Genomic DNA, 17109 nt, shown 5'->3' with positions numbered 1-17109 from the left:
GGTTAGTTGCGGGGGGAGGTCGCGCTACTCTTTGGCGGAGCGACCTCCCCCCGAACTACGAACCGAAGGCACCCCATGTCAGACCCTCACGGCAGCTACTCCTCCGACGGCGACTCGTACGCCCGCACGCCCGGCGACCCGGCTACGGGGGCCGGCTTCCCGCTGGTCCGTCGCGGCGGCTACGACAAGGACGCGGTCGACGCCTACCTCGCCCAGCACCGCACTGACCTGTCGCGCGCCCAGGCGGCTGTCCAGGCCTCCGAGACCAAGATCAGCCAGCTCGAGTCCGAGCTCTCCGAGCTGCGCAGCCAGCTCACCGAGACCAACAAGCCCAGCTACGCCGGCCTCGGTGGCCGTGCCGCCGAGCTCCTGGGTCTCGCCGAGTCGCAGTCGGCCGAGATGCTCGACCGTGCCAAGCGTGAGGCCGACGACCTGCGTCGCGTGGCCGAGTCCGAGGCCGCGGCCCTGAAGGCCGCTGCCGCGAAGGAGGCCGACGACCTGCGTGCCGTCCAGCTGGCCGACGTCGAGGAGACCCGCGAGCGCCTGCTCGCCGAGGCCGAGAGCGAGCGCGCGCTCGCCCTCGCCGAGGCCGAGGACGTGCTGGCCAAGGCCAAGCGGGAGGCCGAGCAGATCGAGCTCGCCGCCAACCAGGCCGCCAGCTCCTCGCGCCTGACCGCGACGCGCGAGGCCGAGCAGATCCGTGCCGCCGCCGACCGTGAGCTCACCGAGGCCCGCCGTGTGCTGGCCCTCGAGAAGGAGCGGATGGCCAAGGAGGCGGCCGAGGCCCACGCGGTCGCGACCGAGCAGACCTCCAAGATGATCGCCGACGCGGAGTCGCGCGCGAGCGCGGCGGAGACCCGCGCCCGGGAGGCCATCGCGGCCGCGACCAAGCGTCGTGAGGAGACCAAGGCGGAGTCCGAGCGCATGGTCGCCCGCTCCCGCCGCGAGGCCGAGCAGATCATGCACACCGCGCGGACCCAGTCGGAGCACTCGCTCGCCCAGGCCCGCGCCGACGCCGAGAAGCAGATCTCGTCGGTCCGTCACGAGCTCGACTCGCTGGTCGCCAAGCGTGACGCCGTCAAGACCCAGCTCTCCAAGCTGCGCGAGGTCATCGGCTCCTTCGCCGGTCTCGACGCGCTCGACGACGATGCCGAGACGTCGGCGGCCACGCCGGCCGCTCCCGCGGTCGCCGAGGTCGCAGCGGCGGCCGAGGACGTCGCTGCGGCCGTCGAGGAGGCCACGGCGGTCGTCGACACCCCGGCCACCGGGCAGGTCGACGCCGACGACGCGACGACGATCGTGCCGGCGACGGACGCGACGGTCGTCGACGGTGAGCCGGCCGAGCGCCCGTCGGGCGAGCGCACCGCTCGTCGCGCCAGGCTCGGCGGTCCGGCCGCGGCCGACCTCGCCGAGGGCGACGACGAGACTCAGGCCTCCTGATCGCCTGACTGCGGGCCGACGCCTTCGAAGGCCGCGACCGTCCGGTCGCGGTACGCCGAGGCGTCGGCCCGCTGCATGTCCCCGGACCAGGTCCGGGGCAGCGGCACGGTGACACGCGGGTTGAGCCGCGCCGCGACCTCGTCGAGCACCCGCTCCGCGTCGCCCACCCAGAGGTGCTTGGCACCGTCGACGCCGATCACCTCCGCCTGCGGGACCCGCGCGAAGCGACGCGCCGCCTCGGCCGGCTGCAGGTAGTCGTCGTGCTCCGGGACGAGCGCGACCAACGGCTTGCCGGACGCCGCCCAGGCGTCCAGGTCGTCCTCGGTGGAGAAGCGCAGCGGCGGCGAGAGCAGGATCGCGCCCTGGACCTCCGCGTCCAGGCCGTACTTGAGCGCGAGGTCCGTCCCGAACGACCACCCCACGATCCAGATGTCGGGGAGGTCCTCGAAGTCTGCGAGCTCGATCGCCGCGGCCACGTCGTACCGCTCGCCCACGGCGCCGTCGAACGCACCCCCGCTCGTGCCCTGGACGCTGCTCGTCCCGCGCGTGTTGAACCGGAGGACGGCGATGTCGGCGAGCGCGGGCAGCCGGTAGGACGCCTTGCGGAAGAGGTGGCTGTCCATCATCCCGCCGTGCGTCGGCAGCGGGTGCAGGCACACCATGGTCGCGACCGGCTCCCGGTCCACCGGCAGGGCCAGCTCGCCGACGAGCTCGAGGCCGTCGGCGGTGTGGAGGGTGATCGGGGTACGGCGGGCGGGGAGGACCGAGTTGCCTCGGATGACCTGGGCGTCGTTCACGCTCCCAGCCTACGGGCGACGCTGCGCGGAAAGAGACGCGTGAACTTCGGATGCGGGGTGGTGGGAGTGCCACTAGCCTCCGAGGTGCCAGACGTACGGGGGTACGGTCCAGCGGTCAGGGGGCGGTCGTGGCGGTGCACGCGCACCAGGATCAGCAGGCGTTCGTCGACGACGCCGTCATCGTCCGTCGGCGGCTCCTCGCCGCGCTCGACCGCGCGACCCGGCGGCCGGTGACGCTGGTGGCCGCGCCGGCGGGATACGGCAAGACGGTCCTCCTGCGCCAGTGGGTCCACGAGGACGTCCCGGAGGCGATCTGGCTCGACGGTGCCGGCACCCGGCGGTGGGAGGCTGCCGAGCGCGCCCTGCGCAGCGGCCGGGCCGTGGTGGTCGACGACGCCCACCTGGCCGGATGGGGGCCCGCCTTCGCCCGCGCCTGCGACGCGGCCCGGCCGGACGCGCCGCTGGTCCTCACCTCGCGCACCGACCCGCTGGTCGCCCTCCACACCGCGCGTCTCGCCGGACGGGTGTCGGAGATCCGGGCCGGTGACCTCGCGTTCACGGTCGGCGAGCTCACCCGTGTCGTCGCCCGCTCGGGCCGGCGGCTCGACCACGAGGAGGCCGAGGCGCTGCACCAGGTGACCGACGGGTGGCCTGCCGGCGTACGCCTGTCGGCCACTCGCGGCCCGCTGGGTCCAGCATCGGCCGGGCCCTTCTCGCCGACGGGGAGCTACCTCCTCGCCCAGGTGCTCGACACCCTCGACGACCCGGTCGTCGACTTCCTCCGGGCGACAGCGGTGCCCGAGCGCTTCGACACCGCGCTCGCGACCCGCCTGTCCGGCCGTCACGACGCGTCGGCGGTGCTCGACGAGGTGGCGCACCGGGTCGGCTTCGTCACCGTCGACGGCGAGACCGGTCTGTTCCGCTACCACCAGCTCCTCCGCCCGCTCCTCCTCAGTGAGCTGGAGCGTCGCTCGCCCGACCGCCTGCCCGGCCTCCACGAGGAGGTCGCACGGTGGTCGGTGGCGCGGGGCGACCACCGTGACGGGGCCGTGCACGCCCTCCGTTCACGGTCGTGGGACCTCGCCCTCGACTGCGCCGTCGCGCTGGCGTGCACGGCGCTGGGTGACGGCGACTGGGGGCCGTGCGACGACGTCGTGGACGGGATCCCCGCCGAGGAGGCTCCCGCCGACGACCGCCTGCGGGTGATGGCGGCCCTGCGGGCGCTGCGTGCCGACGACGGGCTGATGGCGCGCCAGGCGCTCGGCGACGGCCGTGGCGCGGTCGTCCGCGGTGTCACCTCCGAGCGCCTGGAGGCCCTGCGGCGGCTGTGCCTGGCCCGACTGGCGTTGATCGACGGCCACGTCACCGAGGCGAGGGCGGCGCTGGGGAGCGCTCAGCCGACCCTCTCCGAGGGCGGGACGACGCCGCTGTCCCCCGCGTCGGCGCTGCGGGCGCTGTGGGCCACGACGTACGGACTGCTCGCGATGCTCGACGGGCGGACCGGTGAGGTCGCCGACCATCTGGCAACGGCCCGGCACGTCGGCCACGGGGACCTTCCCCTGGTCAGCACCCGCGAAGCAGAGGTCCGGCTGTGGTCGGCCGTCGGAACCGGGGACCTCGCCGCGGCCGAGGCGTCGCTCGTCCTGCTGCGCGCTGTCGCCGTCGTCCCGCTCGCGCCCGCGACCAGCGTCGTCGAGCAGTGGCTCGCGGTGGAACGCGCGACACCCGTGCCGGACACGCCGGAGTCGTACGCGGACGAGCCGCTGCCCGGCCTCCTGCCTGCTCGCTTCCTCGAGTCCCTGCGCCACGCGGTGACGACCCGCGGAGGTGAAGGGTCCGCGCACCGCGACGTCCTCGCCGCGCGGCTGACCGACGAGACCGCCTGGCTGGTGGCGCGGCACGAGGCGCTCGCCGGCGTGACGCGGTTGCTCGCGCACGGCGACGCCACCGGCGCGACGGCCGTCGTCGACCGTGCGGCCGCGCGGTGCGCCGTCCTCGACCGCACGCCGTACGACCTGTGGATCACGGCGACGTCGGTCCTGCGAGGGCGCCGTCCGCAGCCCGCCCCCGAGGCGCTCGACGTCGTCCTCGAGGACGAGACGGAGCTGCCCGAGGACCTGGTCGTGAGGATCGCCGCGACGGCGGCCGCGATCGAGCTCTCCCACGGGCCCTCGTCGCGCGGGACCGCGTTCCTGCGCCGCGCGCTCGAGAGCACCGAGCGGCACGGCTGGCGGCGCCCGTGGAAGGAGCTCGGTCCGTCGGCGACCGACCTGCTGGCGGCGGAGCGCGAACGCGTCGGCACGCGCGGCGAGCTCGTGGCGCGGCTCCTCGTCGAGCTGCGCGACGAGCGACGGGCGGACAGCGTCGGGCTCGTCGTGGCGCTGTCGGCGCGCGAGGAGGAGATCCTGCAGTACCTCCCGACGGCGATGGACCAGTCCGACCTCTGCGCGGCGCTCTTCATCTCGCGCAACACCCTCAAGACCCACCTGCGGGCCATCTACCGCAAGCTCGGCGTCGAGTCCCGACGCGAGGCGGTGCTCAAGGCGCAGCGCGCCGGGCTGCTCTGAGCGGTCCCGGTGCGCTCAGATCTCGCCCGCAGAGGGTGAGCCGCTGGCACCCCTGACCCGCCCAGACTGAGCAGCATGACTCGGGACGGGTTCGAGACGGCGTACGAGGTCGTCGTCGAGGGGGTGCTGACCGAGAGCGTCGCGGCCGAGCTGACGGCACGCGGCCTCGCGGTCGCTCCGCGCGGCGACCACCTCGTCCTGCGCGGCGACTTCGCCGACCTGGCTCAGCTCAACGACCTGCTCTTCGCCCTGGACGACCTCGGGCTCGCGCTGGTGTCCGTGCGTCAGACGGGCTGACCGGCACGCAATCTCACTCTCACGGGGTGAGTCGCCGTCGAGGCCTGCTGCCCTAGCGTCAGGACCGTGCCCGAGCAGCCAGATCCCGCGCCCAGGCTCGCGCTCCCCCGCGAGCCGCTCATCATCCTGACCTGCGCCGGCGCGATCATCGCCGCCATCGGCCTTCGAGCGTTCTCCGGGATCCTGGGCCCCTTGCTCCTGGCGCTCGTGCTCGTCGTCGCCGTGCAGCCGCTGCGCGACATCGCCGTACGGCGTGGAGTCCCGGAGTGGCTGGCCACCGGGATCTCGCTGCTCACGGTGTACGCGATCGTCCTCGGGTTCGGGTTCGCCCTGCTCGTGTCGGCGGGCCGCTTCGCGACGCTGCTGAGCGAGTACGAGCCCGAGTTCCAGAAGTGGGTCTCCGACGTCGGCGACAACCTCGAGCAGCTCGGCATCGGGAGCGCCCAGGTCCAGGACATGCTCAAGTCCGTCGACGTGAGCAGCCTCGTGGACATCGCCACGGACCTCATCGGCGGGGTCGCGGGGGCGTTCACCAACATCTTCTTCATCGTCACGCTGCTCTTCTTCGTCGCGACCGATGCCGGAGGGTTCGCCTCGAAGCTGCGGCGCGTCCCCGCGAGCGGATCGCGCACCGCGGAGGCGTTCGGGGTGTTCGCGCGGGGAACCCGCAACTACCTGGTGGTGTCGACGCTCTTCGGCATCGTGGTGGCGCTGGTCGACGTGCTCGCGCTGTACCTGCTCGACATCCGCGACCCGTGGCTGTGGGGCCTGCTCGCGTTCCTGACGAACTACATCCCCAACATCGGCTTCATCATCGGCGTCATCCCGCCCACGATCATCGCCCTCCTCGACCACGGATGGGGGACGGCGCTGGCGGTCATCGCCGTCTACTCCGCGGTCAACTTCGTGCTGCAGACGCTCATCCAGCCGAAGGTGGTCGGCAACTCCGTCGGGCTGTCCGGATCGCTGACCTTCCTGTCCCTCGTCTTCTGGGCCTCGATCTTCGGTGGCATCGGCGCGATCCTCGCCGTCCCGCTCTCGCTGTTCGTCAAGGCGATCTTCGTCGACGTCAGCCCGGACCGCGGCTGGATCGGCCCCCTGCTCTCCAGCGACCCGCTCCCCCCTGTCGAACCTCCAGAACCGCCAGCCCCGCCGGCCACCGCTGCGCCGGCACCGACCGAGGGGAGCCCGTCATGACGACGTCGGACGACGAGGTGGAACGCCTGCGCGCAGAGGTCGACCAGCTGCGCGCCCAGCTGAGCGCCGCGCCGGCGACGCCCGAGGCCACGCCGGCCAAGGAGCGACGAACGGGCTGGTGGCGTACGCCGCTGGTCTTCGTCCTCGTCGTGCTCGGCGCCCTCATGGCCCCGCTGTCGGTGGTCGCGACCTGGGCGCACGACGAGATCGGCGACACCGACCGCTACGTCGAGACCGTCGCTCCCCTGGCGTCGGAGGCTGCCGTCCAGGACGCGATCGCCGACCTGGTCACCCGCGAGATCATCACCCGGCTGAACATCGAGAGTGCGACCTCCGACGCGTTGTCGGCACTGTCGCAGCAGAGCTTCGTCCCGCCGCGGGCCGCCCCCCTCCTCCCGGCGCTCGCCGTGCCGCTGTCCAACGCGGTCGAGGGCTTCGTCCGCGACACCGTCGATCGCGTCGTCCGGTCGGACGCGTTCGAGGAGGCGTGGGTGACGGCGAACCGCGAGGCGCACAGCAGCGCTGTCGCCGTGCTCACCGGTGAAGGATCGGACCAGGTCGCGGTCAAGAACGGCGAGGTGAGCGTCAACGTCGCGTCGTTCGTCGAGGCCGCGAAGCAGCTCCTCATCGACCGCGGCTTCCAGCTCGCCGAGCGGATCCCGACGGTGAACGCGTCGTTCGTCCTCTTCAAGTCCGACGACATCGGCAAGGCCCAGACCTGGTTCAGCTGGCTCGAGACCGCCGCGCGCGTCCTGCCGATCCTCGGGGTGCTCCTCCTGGCCACCGCGGTCCTGGTCGCCCGCGACCGCCGCCACGCGCTGCTGGCCGTCGGCCTCTCGGTCGCCGTCGCGATGGTCCTGCTCGGGCTCGTGCTCAACATCGTGCGCCCGCTGTACCTCGACGCGGTGCCCGACGACATCCTGCCGACCGACGCGGCGGCGGTGATCTACGACCAGCTCGTACGCTTCATCCGCACCGCGCTGCGTGCCGTCCTCGTGGTGGCCCTCGCCCTCGCGATCGCGGCGTTCCTGATGGCGAGGACCGGACCCGGCGCCGCGATCCGCACCGGGACGGTCGGCCTCGCCAACCGGCTGCGCGAGCGCACCGGGATCGAGCGCGGGCCGGTCTCCACGTTCTTCGCCACGTACCGCACCTTCATGCGCGGCGCGGTCATCGGCATCGCAGTGCTCTGGTACGTGATGCTCGAGCACCCGACAGGGGGCGCCGCGCTCCTCATCGTCATCCTCGCCGTGATCGGGATCCTGGTCGTCGAGGTGGTGGCGGGACCGCGGTCCGCGACCGCTTCGGCGGGCGAGCAGATCAGCTCGCCTCCGCCTCCGTCTCCGCCGACGGCGTGACCTCGAGGAGCTCGACCCCGCACTCCTCGAGCGCCTGCAACGCTCCCATCAGCTCGGCGCGGTCGCGGAAGGCGCCGCGGAGCGAGACCGGGCCCTCAGTCTCGACGCGCAGCCGCAGGGCTGCCAGGACGGCGACGAGCGCCTCGCTGAGGTCACCCCGCACCACGATCTCGAAGGAGGTGGGGCGACCGGGCGAGGCGCTCGTCATGAGGGGCTCCGTCAGCTCTCGAAGTCTGGGGTGTACACCGCCAGTGCCCAGATGACCACCACGTTAAAAGCGATGATCACGACGGCCCAGACCGGGTAGTACGGCAGCCACAGGAAGTTCGCGACGATCGAGAGGATCGCGATCCCGATGCCGGCCCCGCGCGCGAACGCGTTGCCGGACATGATGGCGAACGCGATCACGATGAACAGCACGCCCAGGACCAGGTGGATCCATCCCCAGGTGGTGGTGTTGAACGCGTAGACGTAGTCCTCGGTGCGGACGAGCACGTCGTCCTTGGCGATGGCGGCGATGCCCTGGAACACCTGGACGAACCCGATGATCGCGAGCATCGCCGCGGCGAAGATCGTGATGCCCTGGGCCCAGGGGTTGCTAGTACCGGTGCGGGTGGACATGCGGGACTCCTTCGTGAGGCGGCGGCCACCCCGCCGCGTACCCCCAGCGTGTCGGCGCCGCGAAGCACCAGCATCACTCCCGAGGGGTGATTCGCCAGCGCGGCCCAGGCGTGAGAGTGGTGCTCACCCGACTCGGAGGAGGCCACGAATGAACGGTCTGTCCGCTGCCCTCGGCGACCTGCTGCCGGCCGCGATCGGCGTCGCGATCAGCCCGATCCCGATCATCGCGACGGTGCTGATGCTGATGTCCTCACGGGCGCGGACGACGGCACCGGCCTTCGCCCTCGGATGGGTCCTCGGCCTCACGGCGGTCGTGGTGCTGGTCCTCTTCCTCGCCGGGCCCGACGGCGTCGACACGTCGGGGTCGTCGACGACGACGTCGTGGATCAGGCTCGTCCTCGGCCTGCTGTTCGTGCTGCTGGCGGCCAACACGTGGCGCAAGCGCCCACGCGCGGGGCAGCCGGCCGTGCAGCCGAAGTGGATGGCGTCGCTCGACCGGACGACACCGGCCGTCGCCGTCGGCCTCGGGGCCCTGCTCTCAGGCGTCAACCCGAAGAACCTCGCGCTGTCGGTGACGGGGGCGGTGGCGATCGCCTCGAACGACCTCACCGGGACGCAGGAGGTCGTCAGCGTCGTCGTCTTCGTCCTGATCGGGAGCATCCTCGTCGTCGGCCCCGTCGTCGCGTTCCTCGTCGCGGGCGACCGGACGGCGGCCCCTCTCGGCGCGCTGAAGGCGTTCATGGAGGAGCACAACGCCGCGATCATGACGGTGCTGCTGGCGGTGCTGGGCGCTTCGAGCCTCGGCAAGGGGCTCGGCGGGCTCCTCGGCTGAACCGGCTCGGGGCTCGCCGCCGACTCAGCCGGGCTCGCCGCTCGCCGCGCCGTCCAGCACCGCCCGTGCCGCGGCGACGGCCTCGTCCACGGACGCGTACGCCGGAGGCAGTCCGCTCTGCTCCTGCGACTTGCGCAGCACGTCCCGGACCTGCCCGATGCCCTGCGCGAGGAGGAGGCGTACGCCGCTGCGCTCGAGGTCGGTCCGCAGCGTGACGAGCATCGCCGCACCGGTGACGTCGACGGTGGGGGTCGTCTCCGCGTCGATGACCACGGCCCTGACGGGGTCGTGCGCCAGCGCCCGGACGCGGTCGCGTACGTAGTCGGCGTTCGCGAAGTACAGCCCCGACTCCACCCGAACGACGGCGATGCGGGGATCCGCGCCGGCACCCGCGTGGCGCTCGCGGTCGACCCACAGGCCGGCGTCGGCCCGCACGAGCTCGGCCACGTGCGGCCGCGACGAGCGGTAGAGGAGGGTGAGGAGGGAGAGCGTGATCCCGATGAAGAGACCCGGCAGCGTGTCGAAGACGAGGACGCCGAGCATCGCCCCGGTCGCCGCGATGAAGTCCACCCGCGCCGCGTGCTTGTAGATCCGTCCCAGCGGGCCGGTCCAGACCTGGTAGAGCCGCCGCAGCGACGCGATGTCGACGAGCTCGATCACCGCGGCGATGACCACGGCCGCGAGCACCGCCTCCGGGAGCTGCTCGAAGAGCCCCGTGAGGAACAGCAGCGTGAGCAGCGTCAGCACGGCGACGGTGATGCTCGAGGCCTGCGTCCGTGCCCCGGCGGAGCCGTTGACCGCCGTCTTCGAGAGACTGCCGTTGACCACCATGCCGCTCACGAGACCGGAGCCGAGGTTCGCCGCTCCCATGCCGACGAGCTCGCGGTTGGTGTCGATGTCGTAGCCCTCCTTGGCGGCGTACGTCTTGGCCGCGCCCAGGCCCTCGGCGAACCCGATGAGCAGCACACCGACCGCCGGGCCGACGAGGTCGAGGTAGTCCGACAGACCCACGTCGGGAAGGCCGACGTCCGGCAGTCCGGCGGTGATGCTGCCGACGATCTCGACACCGTGGTCGTCGAGGTCGAGCAGCGCCACCGCGGCGATCCCGAGGAGGACGACGACGAGCGAGGCCGGCACGCGCGGCGCCCACCGCTTGAGAGCGAGGATCACGACCAGGGCGACGATCCCGACCGCAGCCGTCGTGGGGTCGACCTCGCCGAGCTCGCCGAGGATCCCCCACAGCTTCTCGAAGAAGCTGCCGGCGGGCTTGTCGACGCCGAGCAGAGCAGGAACCTGCCCGATGATGATCGTGAGCGCGAGCCCGACGATGAAGCCCTTCAGCACCGGCTCGGAGATGAACGACGAGAGGAAGCCCAGCCGGCACAGCCCGGCGACGACGCCGAGGACACCGACCACGATCGCGAGCGCCGTGGTCATCGCGACGTAGTCGGCCGTCCCCTGCCTGGCGACGTCGGCCACGACGCTGGCCGACAGCGCCGCCGTCCCCGACATCGTCGCGACGACGAGATGCTTCGAGCTGCCGAGCATCGCGTACAGCACCAGCGCGGGCACCGCCGCGTACAGGCCGACGACGGGCGGCACGCCCGCGATCGTCGCGTACGCGAGAGACTCCGGGACGAGGACCGCCCAGACCGTGAGGCCTGCGACGAGGTCGCCCCGGAGCCACCGCCCCTGGTATGCGGCGAGGGAGGTGAACACCCCGAGCCGTGCCACACCCGCCCCCTGGTCAGCCGTTGAGGATCTTCGCCTTCTCGGCCGCGAACTCCTCCGGCGTCAGGATGCCCTGCTGCTGCAAGGCCGCGAGCCGCTCGAGCTGGCCCACCACGTCTCCGCCGGCCGGGGCGGCCGGCGCAGCCTGCGGCGCGGCGTACTGCTGGGCGGCGGCAGCCTGGGCCGCAGCCGCCTGCATCGCCGCCTGCTGTTGCTGCTGCTCGTAGGCCTGCGCCTGGGCCTCCTGCTCGTAGCGGGCCTCGTTGCGCCGTTGCATGTGGTTGTTGACCGCGCCCGCGGTCCCGGCCACCACGGCCGTCCGCGCCGCGAGCCCGACCAGCCCCGGGCGTCCCATGCGTCGTGCCAGCATCGCTCTCCTCCTCGTTCAGTCCGAGCTCAGCGCCGCGGCGACGGCGTCGAGGTCGGAACGGTCGATGCGCTCGTGGGCCAGCAGCACGCCGCCGACGGAGTCGAGCGCGGCGGCGAAGCGGGCGGCCCACACGTTCTCCCAGACGACGAGCACCGCGGCGGCGCCGGGCGGGACCTCGTCGGCGATCGCCAGGATGTCGTCCTCACCGAGCAGCCCCGGGACGTCGCTCTCGACGCCGAGGACCTCCTTGACGGCGTCCCCGTCGTCGATGTCCACGATCGTCAGGTCGCCGTCGTCGGCGCGCGCCACGATCACCGCGTCCAGCAGACGCACAGCACCGCTCGCGACGGCGTCGGCGACCACCCTGGCCACGCTGCCGTCGGGCTTCGATCCCTCCAGGAATCCGAGCACCGCGATGTCGACCGGGCCGGACGGGCCTACGTTCTCCGCCATCGGTCACCCCTTCTCCGTCGATGTGTGCCCCCACTCTCGTCGCTACGGGGCGTCGACGGATCACCCATGACGGGTGATCCGGTCACGGCTCCGTGAGCAGGCGGTCGCGCAGCACGTCCTGGGTGGCGTCGTCGATCCCCAGCCCCTCGGAGAAGTACGTCGCGAGGTCGCCGTACGCGCGTCGCATCGCCTCCAGGCTCGTGGCGAGGTACTGCGGCCGCACCCCGAGCACCGGCAGAAGCAGGTCCGGGTCGCCCCCCAGCGACGCGAAGTGGTCGAGGATCGGCTGCAGCGCCGGGAGGAGCTGGTCGTTGGTGAGCAGGTACTCGTGCTCCACGACGTCGTCGGGCACCCCGAGCAGCATCAACGTGGTGGCGGCGGCCCAGCCGGTGCGGTCCTTGCCGGTCGTGCAGTGGAACAGCGTCGGCTCCCCCGTGCCCGCGGCGAGGCTGGTGAAGAACGCCCCGTACGACGCGCGAGCGCTGGGCAGGGTGACGAGGTGCTCGTACGCGTGGGTGAAAGCGGCCTCGGCGCGCCCGTCGCCCAGCAGGTCCCGGGCCCGCGTCGGGTCCTCGAGGATCTCGGCCATGTCCGTGGGCGCGGCCTCGACGGCGTCGGCGAGCACGTCCAGGACCAGGACGTCGGTGCCTGAGAGGCGCACGTCGGGACGGCGTCGGCGCTCGGAGGCGGTCCGGAGGTCCACGACGGTCCGGACGCCGAGCCCCTCGACGGCCGTCACGTCGGTGCCCGCGAGCCGGCTCAGGTCGGTCGAGCGGAAGAGGACGCCCTCGCGGACCCGTCGGCCGTCCGCGGTCGGCCAGCCTCCGAGGCTGCGGAGGTTGGGCAGCGTGGCCACGGGGATCGGGCTCCCCGGGGTCACGGGACGGTGGTCGCTCACGGCTCCTCCTGACGGGTGGGGCGCGGGATGGTGCGCCCGGCGAGCGTCAGCAGCCGCGCGGTGAACCCGTGGCTGCGCATCCAGCCCGACAGCTCGTAGCCCACGACCGCGGTCCCCACCAGGACGTACGCGACGATCACCAGCCACGCGACGATCGCGAACGCCACGCCGATGACGCCGTACCGCTGGGCGTCGATCGCGATCAGGTGCGGCACGTACAGATGCGTCCACCACCCGGCCGCGAGCTGCACCACGGTGGACAGGACAGCGGCGGGCAGCAGGTCCTCGAGGTCGGCCCGCCCTCCGAGCTCGATCCGGATGAACACGAGCCAGAGCGGCACGGACACCAGAGCCTGGATGACGATCCCCGCCGGCCCCAGCAGGTGGCCGATCCAACCCACCAGCGTGAACATCGCCAGCATGAACGCGACCCCGCCGAGCCCGGAGAACGTCGAGCGGACCCGCGGTGCCGGCTCGAGGCCCCACGCCAGCTCGTACAGGCGTTGGAGCGAGCGGCTGAACGACCCGACCGAGAACAGCAGGATCACGAATCCGAGCAGGGTCAGCCCGCCGGTCGCGTCGGGCGGCCTTGCGAAGAGCGCGTTCACGGCCTCGGCCGAGCTGCCGGACAGCTCGAAGTACTCGATGAGCAGGTCGGCGAACTGCTGGTTCCCGTCGCGCGACAGCCAGCCCGAGACCACGACCAGCAGCGGGATGAGGGCGATGAACGCCTGACCGGCGAGCGTGATGGCGCGGTTGCGACCATCGATCGCGTACATCCGGCGCATGCAGCGGCCGGGGAAGGACGCGTCGAACCACGCCTTGGCGGCAGCAGCAGCCTTGGCGACCCGGTCCCGTGCGCTCCCGCCCGCGTCCACCGGACAAGTCTCACCGCACGCCGCGGGCGAGGGCGTCACCCGTGCCGGGTGATGCGGCCCCTCCCGATCTGGGAGACGGTGGACCCGTCAGCAGTCGGACGATCCCGGGGGCCCAGCCTGATGACCTACGAACCGAAGACCGCCACCGAGGCGACGGCAGCCGCGAACCGCGATGCCGTCGCTCGCTACGCGATGGACGACCGCCAGGACTTCGAGGACGCCGACCGCGGCCTGATCGCGCGCTTCCCGGGGCCGGTCCTCGGCGCGGACGGGCACACGATCTTCGACCCGGACTGGTTCGACTACCTCCGCGGCGAGCCCGAGCGACCCGACAGCGTCGAGCCGAGCCTGTGGCGGCAGTCGCAGCTCATCACGCGCGGCGGGCTGTACGAGGTCGTACCCGGCCTCTACCAGGTGCGCAACAACGACATCGCGTGCCTGACCGTCGTGGAGGGCGAGGACGGCCTCGTCGTCATCGACTGCATGGCCGGGGTCGAGTCGGCCGCGCAGGGTATGGCGATGATCCGCGAGCACGTCAGCGACAAGCCGGTGGCCGCGGTGGTCTACACGCACACCCACATCGACCACTACGGCGGCGTGAAGGGTGTCGTCGACGTGGCCGACGTGGCGTCCGGGAAGGTGCCGATCATCGCCCCCGGCACGGTGGCGTCGTTCGACAAGTACGCGATCGGCGAGAACGTCGTCGCGGGCAACGCGATGGCGCGACGGGCGTCGTACGCCTTCGGCAGCCACCTGGGCCTCGACCCGCACGGCACCCTGAGCTGCGGGATCGGCGTGGTGAGCACCCCGGGGCCGACGGTCTCCTACATCTCCCCCACCGACGGGATCACCGAGACCGGCAGCAGGCGCGAGATCGCGGGGATCGAGCTCGAGTTCCTCTACGCTCCGGACACCGAGGCGCCCGAGGAGATGCACATCTGGATCCCCCAGCTCAAGGCGCTCACCTGCGCCGAGAACGCGAACCACGCGCTGCACAACATCCAGACCCTGCGCGGCGCCCGCACCCGCGACGCGCGCAACTTCGCCCGCTACCTCGACGAGACGCTCGAGCGCTGGGGTGACGAGGCCGAGGTGCACTACGGGCCGCACACCTGGCCGGTGTGGGGCAACGAGACGATCACGGACTTCATCGCGTCCCAGCGCGACACGTACAAGTACGTCCACGACCAGGCGCTGCGGCTGGCGAACAAGGGCTTCACGCCGCTCGAGGCCGCGGAGGTCGTCGCGCTGCCCGAGGAGCTCGGGCGACGCTGGTTCAACCGCGGCTACCACGGCACGCTCCACCACGACGTCCGCGCCGTCTTCCACAAGGAGATCGGCCTCTGGGACGGCGACCCGGTCTCGCTGCACCCGCACCCACCGGTCGAGTCGGCCAAGCGCTTCGTGGCGATGGTCGGCCCGGACCGCATCCTCGAGGAGGGCCGCCGCGCGATCGACGCCGCCGACTACCGGTGGGCCGTCGAGGTGCTGCACAAGCTCGTGTTCGCCCAGCCGGACAACCGCGAGGCCCGCGAGCTGCAGGCGGACGCGTACGAGCAGATGGGCTATCAGGCCGAGGGGCCGCAGTGGCGCGGCATCTTCCTCACCGCGGCGAAGGAGCTGAGGCTCGGCGCGCTGCCCGCACCGTTCACCACGGCCAGCGAGGACACGATCCTGGCGATGCCGATCGACATCCTCTTCGACTTCGTCGCCGTGCACGTGATCGGCGAGAAGGCCGCCGACGTCGACATCCGGCTGAACCTCACGTTCACCGACTACGGCGAGACCTGGACGACGTGGATCGCGCGCGGCGTCCTCAATGCGCGCAAGGGAGCCTCCGGCAACGCAACGCTGACGGTCTCCGGACCGAAGGAGGCGCTCGTGGGCGTCCTGCTGAAGCCCGCCGTGGCGGCCAAGCTCGCCGATGCCGGCACCGTCGCGCTCGAGGGCGACCGCGGCGTGCTGGACACGCTCGGCGGTCTGCTCGACGACTTCGACCCCGCGTTCGAGATCGTGAGGCCCTGACCATGGCGGATCTTGAGACGGCGGCGACGGAGGCGTACGTCTACGCGTTCCCTCTGGTCTTCGACCTGGACCAGGTGAACCGCTTCGTGACCACCGGCGTCGGTGCGAACCCGGCCGCGCCGTTCAACACGTTCAGTCACGCCCGCACGCTCGCCGGACCCGCGGACACGTTCGTGTCGATCAACAACGACACCGTCTACTCGATGGCCCAGGTCGACCTCAGTGTCGGACCGGTCCTGCTGACAGTGCCGCCCACCGGCGGCCGCTACCACGTCCTGCAGCTCGTCGACGCGTGGACGAACAACTTCGGCTACATCGGCCGACGCGCCACAGGGGTCGACGGCGGTGAGTTCCTTCTCGTGCCGCCGGACTGGGACGGACCCTCGCCCGCCGGGGCCACGGTCGTCCGCTTCCCCACCCGCATCGCGTCGATCGTGGGACGGTGGGCCGTCGACGGACCCGACGACCTGCCTGCGGTGCACGCGCTCCAGGACGCGACGACGCTGACCCCGCTGCTGCGCTCGCTCGCCCCGCCGGACGGTCTGCCCGGGACCACCGAGACCGGCGACGAGGCGCTCGACTTCTGGGAGCGCTACCGCGTGTGGTCGCAGGCCTTCCCGCCGGCCCGGCGCGACGTCGCACTCCAGGAGTCCTTCGCACCGCTGGGACTGACCGGAAGCATGCCGGTCTCCTCTCTCAGCACCGAGCAGCAGGCCGCGCTGCGCGCAGGTTTCGCCCTCGGCCGCACGACGCTGGAGAAGATCCTCACCTCGGGCAGCATCCCGGAGGTCAACGGTTGGCGGATGACGCTGCACGTCTTCGACTACAGCCTCGACTTCTTCGAGGTGGGCGCGCTCGACGACCCGGCGTGGAAGATCGCCGACCCGCAGACCCGGATCGGTGAGCGGGCGGCCGCGGCCCTGGGCGGGCTGTGGGGCAACCACGGGTACGAGGCGGCGTACCTCATGACCTACGTCGACGGCGACGGGCGGCCCCTCGACGGGGCGCACACGTACACGCTCCGCCTCGCGCCTCCGCCGCCGGTCGCGGGCTTCTGGTCGGTGACGATGTACGACGTGCCCGACTACTTCCTGGTGGACAACCCGATCTCGCGATACTCGATCGGGGACCGCACACCGGGGCTCGTCCACGACGCCGACGGCGGGATCACGCTCACCCTCGCGCACGAGGCGCCGGAGGACCCGACGGCGCGGGCGAACTGGCTGCCGACTCCCCCGGGCAGGTTCCGGCCGCTCCTGCGGATGTACGTCCCGTCGGGGGACGTGCTGGACGGGACGTGGGAGGTGCCCCCGGTCGTGAGGGCCGACCCGGCCTGATCACCGACGCTGTCCGACGCGTCGCCTCACCTATGACGCCGCCAGCACGGCGTGTGCCAGTGGCGCCGCTCCTCGAGCCCGGACGCGCTGAGCAGGCCGGGCTCGAGGGGCCACACCACCACGTGCGGCGTCGCTGGGCGGATCGCCTGCGAGCAGCCGGGGCAGGTGTAGGTCTTGGTCGACGACGACCCCGTGATCGTGCGGACCACCCAGTCACCGTCGCCCCGCTCCTCGACGCGCTGGTTGCCCCCGCTGAGCGGAGGCGGCGCGCCGCGGGGACCACGGGGCGTACGGCGACGGCGGGACAT

At 72.3% G+C, this 17109-nt stretch carries 17 protein-coding genes; 8 read left to right on the top strand and 9 right to left on the bottom strand.

Going from position 1 to position 17109, the window contains the following annotated elements; translation table 11 throughout:
• Positions 1-75 precede the first annotated feature (75 nt).
• On the top strand, positions 76-1440 hold the full coding sequence (locus ACQSSQ_RS06005; protein WP_431326125.1) for a coiled-coil domain-containing protein: 1365 nt from the start codon (positions 76-78) through the stop codon (positions 1438-1440).
• On the opposite strand, the gene ACQSSQ_RS06000 is transcribed toward ACQSSQ_RS06005, so the two are convergent.
• Positions 1428-2237, bottom strand: a complete 810-nt coding sequence (locus tag ACQSSQ_RS06000; protein ID WP_431326124.1) for an alpha/beta hydrolase — start codon at positions 2235-2237, stop codon at positions 1428-1430. The two genes, ACQSSQ_RS06005 and ACQSSQ_RS06000, sit on opposite strands and share 13 nt — an antisense overlap.
• A 128-nt stretch (positions 2238-2365) precedes the next feature.
• On the opposite strand from ACQSSQ_RS06000, the gene ACQSSQ_RS05995 reads away from it, so the two are divergent.
• The 4 genes from ACQSSQ_RS05995 to ACQSSQ_RS05980 all read left to right on the top strand — a co-directional run bounded on the left by ACQSSQ_RS05995 (position 2366) and on the right by ACQSSQ_RS05980 (position 7656).
• A complete protein-coding gene (locus tag ACQSSQ_RS05995; RefSeq protein ID WP_431326123.1) occupies positions 2366-4804 on the top strand; it encodes a winged helix-turn-helix domain-containing protein in 2439 nt (812 codons plus the stop codon).
• Between the two features lie 75 nt (positions 4805-4879).
• Positions 4880-5101, top strand: coding sequence for a DUF8691 family protein (locus ACQSSQ_RS05990; protein WP_431326122.1), 222 nt, complete (start codon positions 4880-4882; stop codon positions 5099-5101).
• Between the two features lie 66 nt (positions 5102-5167).
• Complete coding sequence (locus ACQSSQ_RS05985; RefSeq protein WP_431326121.1) at positions 5168-6298, top strand: AI-2E family transporter; 1131 nt, start codon at positions 5168-5170, stop codon at positions 6296-6298.
• A complete protein-coding gene (locus ACQSSQ_RS05980; RefSeq protein WP_431326120.1) occupies positions 6295-7656 on the top strand; it encodes a hypothetical protein in 1362 nt (453 codons plus the stop codon). The genes ACQSSQ_RS05985 and ACQSSQ_RS05980 overlap by 4 nt, the downstream gene beginning before the upstream one ends.
• Here the strand turns inward: ACQSSQ_RS05980 and ACQSSQ_RS05975 are convergent.
• Entirely contained in the window at positions 7619-7864 is a 246-nt protein-coding gene (locus ACQSSQ_RS05975) for a DUF8691 family protein (protein WP_431326119.1), read from the bottom strand. The genes ACQSSQ_RS05980 and ACQSSQ_RS05975 overlap by 38 nt on opposite strands.
• Positions 7865-7875: 11 nt before the next feature.
• Positions 7876-8277, bottom strand: coding sequence for a DUF7144 family membrane protein (locus tag ACQSSQ_RS05970; protein WP_431326118.1), 402 nt, complete (start codon positions 8275-8277; stop codon positions 7876-7878).
• A 148-nt stretch (positions 8278-8425) separates the two neighbouring features.
• Here ACQSSQ_RS05970 and ACQSSQ_RS05965 point away from each other — a divergent pair, with 148 nt between their 5' ends.
• Positions 8426-9109 carry a GAP family protein gene (locus tag ACQSSQ_RS05965; protein ID WP_431326117.1) on the top strand — a complete coding sequence of 228 codons (684 nt, stop codon included), beginning with the start codon at positions 8426-8428 and terminating at the stop codon, positions 9107-9109.
• 24 nt (positions 9110-9133) lie between these two features.
• On the opposite strand, the gene ACQSSQ_RS05960 is transcribed toward ACQSSQ_RS05965, so the two are convergent.
• The 5 genes from ACQSSQ_RS05960 to ACQSSQ_RS05940 form a co-directional block, all read right to left on the bottom strand.
• Complete coding sequence (locus ACQSSQ_RS05960) at positions 9134-10843, bottom strand: SulP family inorganic anion transporter (RefSeq protein ID WP_431326116.1); 1710 nt, start codon at positions 10841-10843, stop codon at positions 9134-9136.
• A gap of 13 nt (positions 10844-10856) precedes the next feature.
• The gene (locus ACQSSQ_RS05955) at positions 10857-11210 is read right to left on the bottom strand and encodes an SHOCT domain-containing protein (protein WP_431326115.1); all 354 of its coding nucleotides are present in this window, start codon (positions 11208-11210) and stop codon (positions 10857-10859) included.
• Positions 11211-11225: 15 nt separating this feature from the next.
• Positions 11226-11663 carry a DUF6325 family protein gene (locus ACQSSQ_RS05950; protein ID WP_431326114.1) on the bottom strand — a complete coding sequence of 146 codons (438 nt, stop codon included), beginning with the start codon at positions 11661-11663 and terminating at the stop codon, positions 11226-11228.
• Positions 11664-11745: 82 nt separating this feature from the next.
• Positions 11746-12561: a tyrosine-protein phosphatase gene (locus ACQSSQ_RS05945; protein WP_431326113.1), complete on the bottom strand. Its 816-nt coding sequence runs from the start codon at positions 12559-12561 to the stop codon at positions 11746-11748.
• Complete coding sequence (locus ACQSSQ_RS05940) at positions 12558-13439, bottom strand: YhjD/YihY/BrkB family envelope integrity protein (RefSeq protein ID WP_431326112.1); 882 nt, start codon at positions 13437-13439, stop codon at positions 12558-12560. The genes ACQSSQ_RS05945 and ACQSSQ_RS05940 overlap by 4 nt, the downstream gene beginning before the upstream one ends.
• A gap of 120 nt (positions 13440-13559) precedes the next feature.
• Between ACQSSQ_RS05940 and ACQSSQ_RS05935 the strand changes: the two genes are divergently transcribed.
• Positions 13560-15464, top strand: coding sequence for an alkyl/aryl-sulfatase (locus ACQSSQ_RS05935; protein ID WP_431326111.1), 1905 nt, complete (start codon positions 13560-13562; stop codon positions 15462-15464).
• Between the two features lie 2 nt (positions 15465-15466).
• Positions 15467-16801 (top strand): DUF1254 domain-containing protein, encoded by a 1335-nt coding sequence (locus ACQSSQ_RS05930; RefSeq protein ID WP_431326110.1) that lies wholly within the window; start codon positions 15467-15469, stop codon positions 16799-16801.
• Positions 16802-16827: 26 nt separating this feature from the next.
• Here the strand turns inward: ACQSSQ_RS05930 and ACQSSQ_RS05925 are convergent, their stop codons facing one another.
• Positions 16828-17109, bottom strand: a complete 282-nt coding sequence (locus tag ACQSSQ_RS05925) for a hypothetical protein (RefSeq protein WP_431326109.1) — start codon at positions 17107-17109, stop codon at positions 16828-16830.

Origin of the sequence: Mumia spirodelae (assembly GCF_050632745.1) — a bacterium.
Lineage (GTDB): Bacteria > Actinomycetota > Actinomycetes > Propionibacteriales > Nocardioidaceae > Mumia.
The sequence above is the reverse complement of the archived record's forward strand: the minus strand, read 5'-3'. Positions and strand labels throughout refer to the sequence as shown.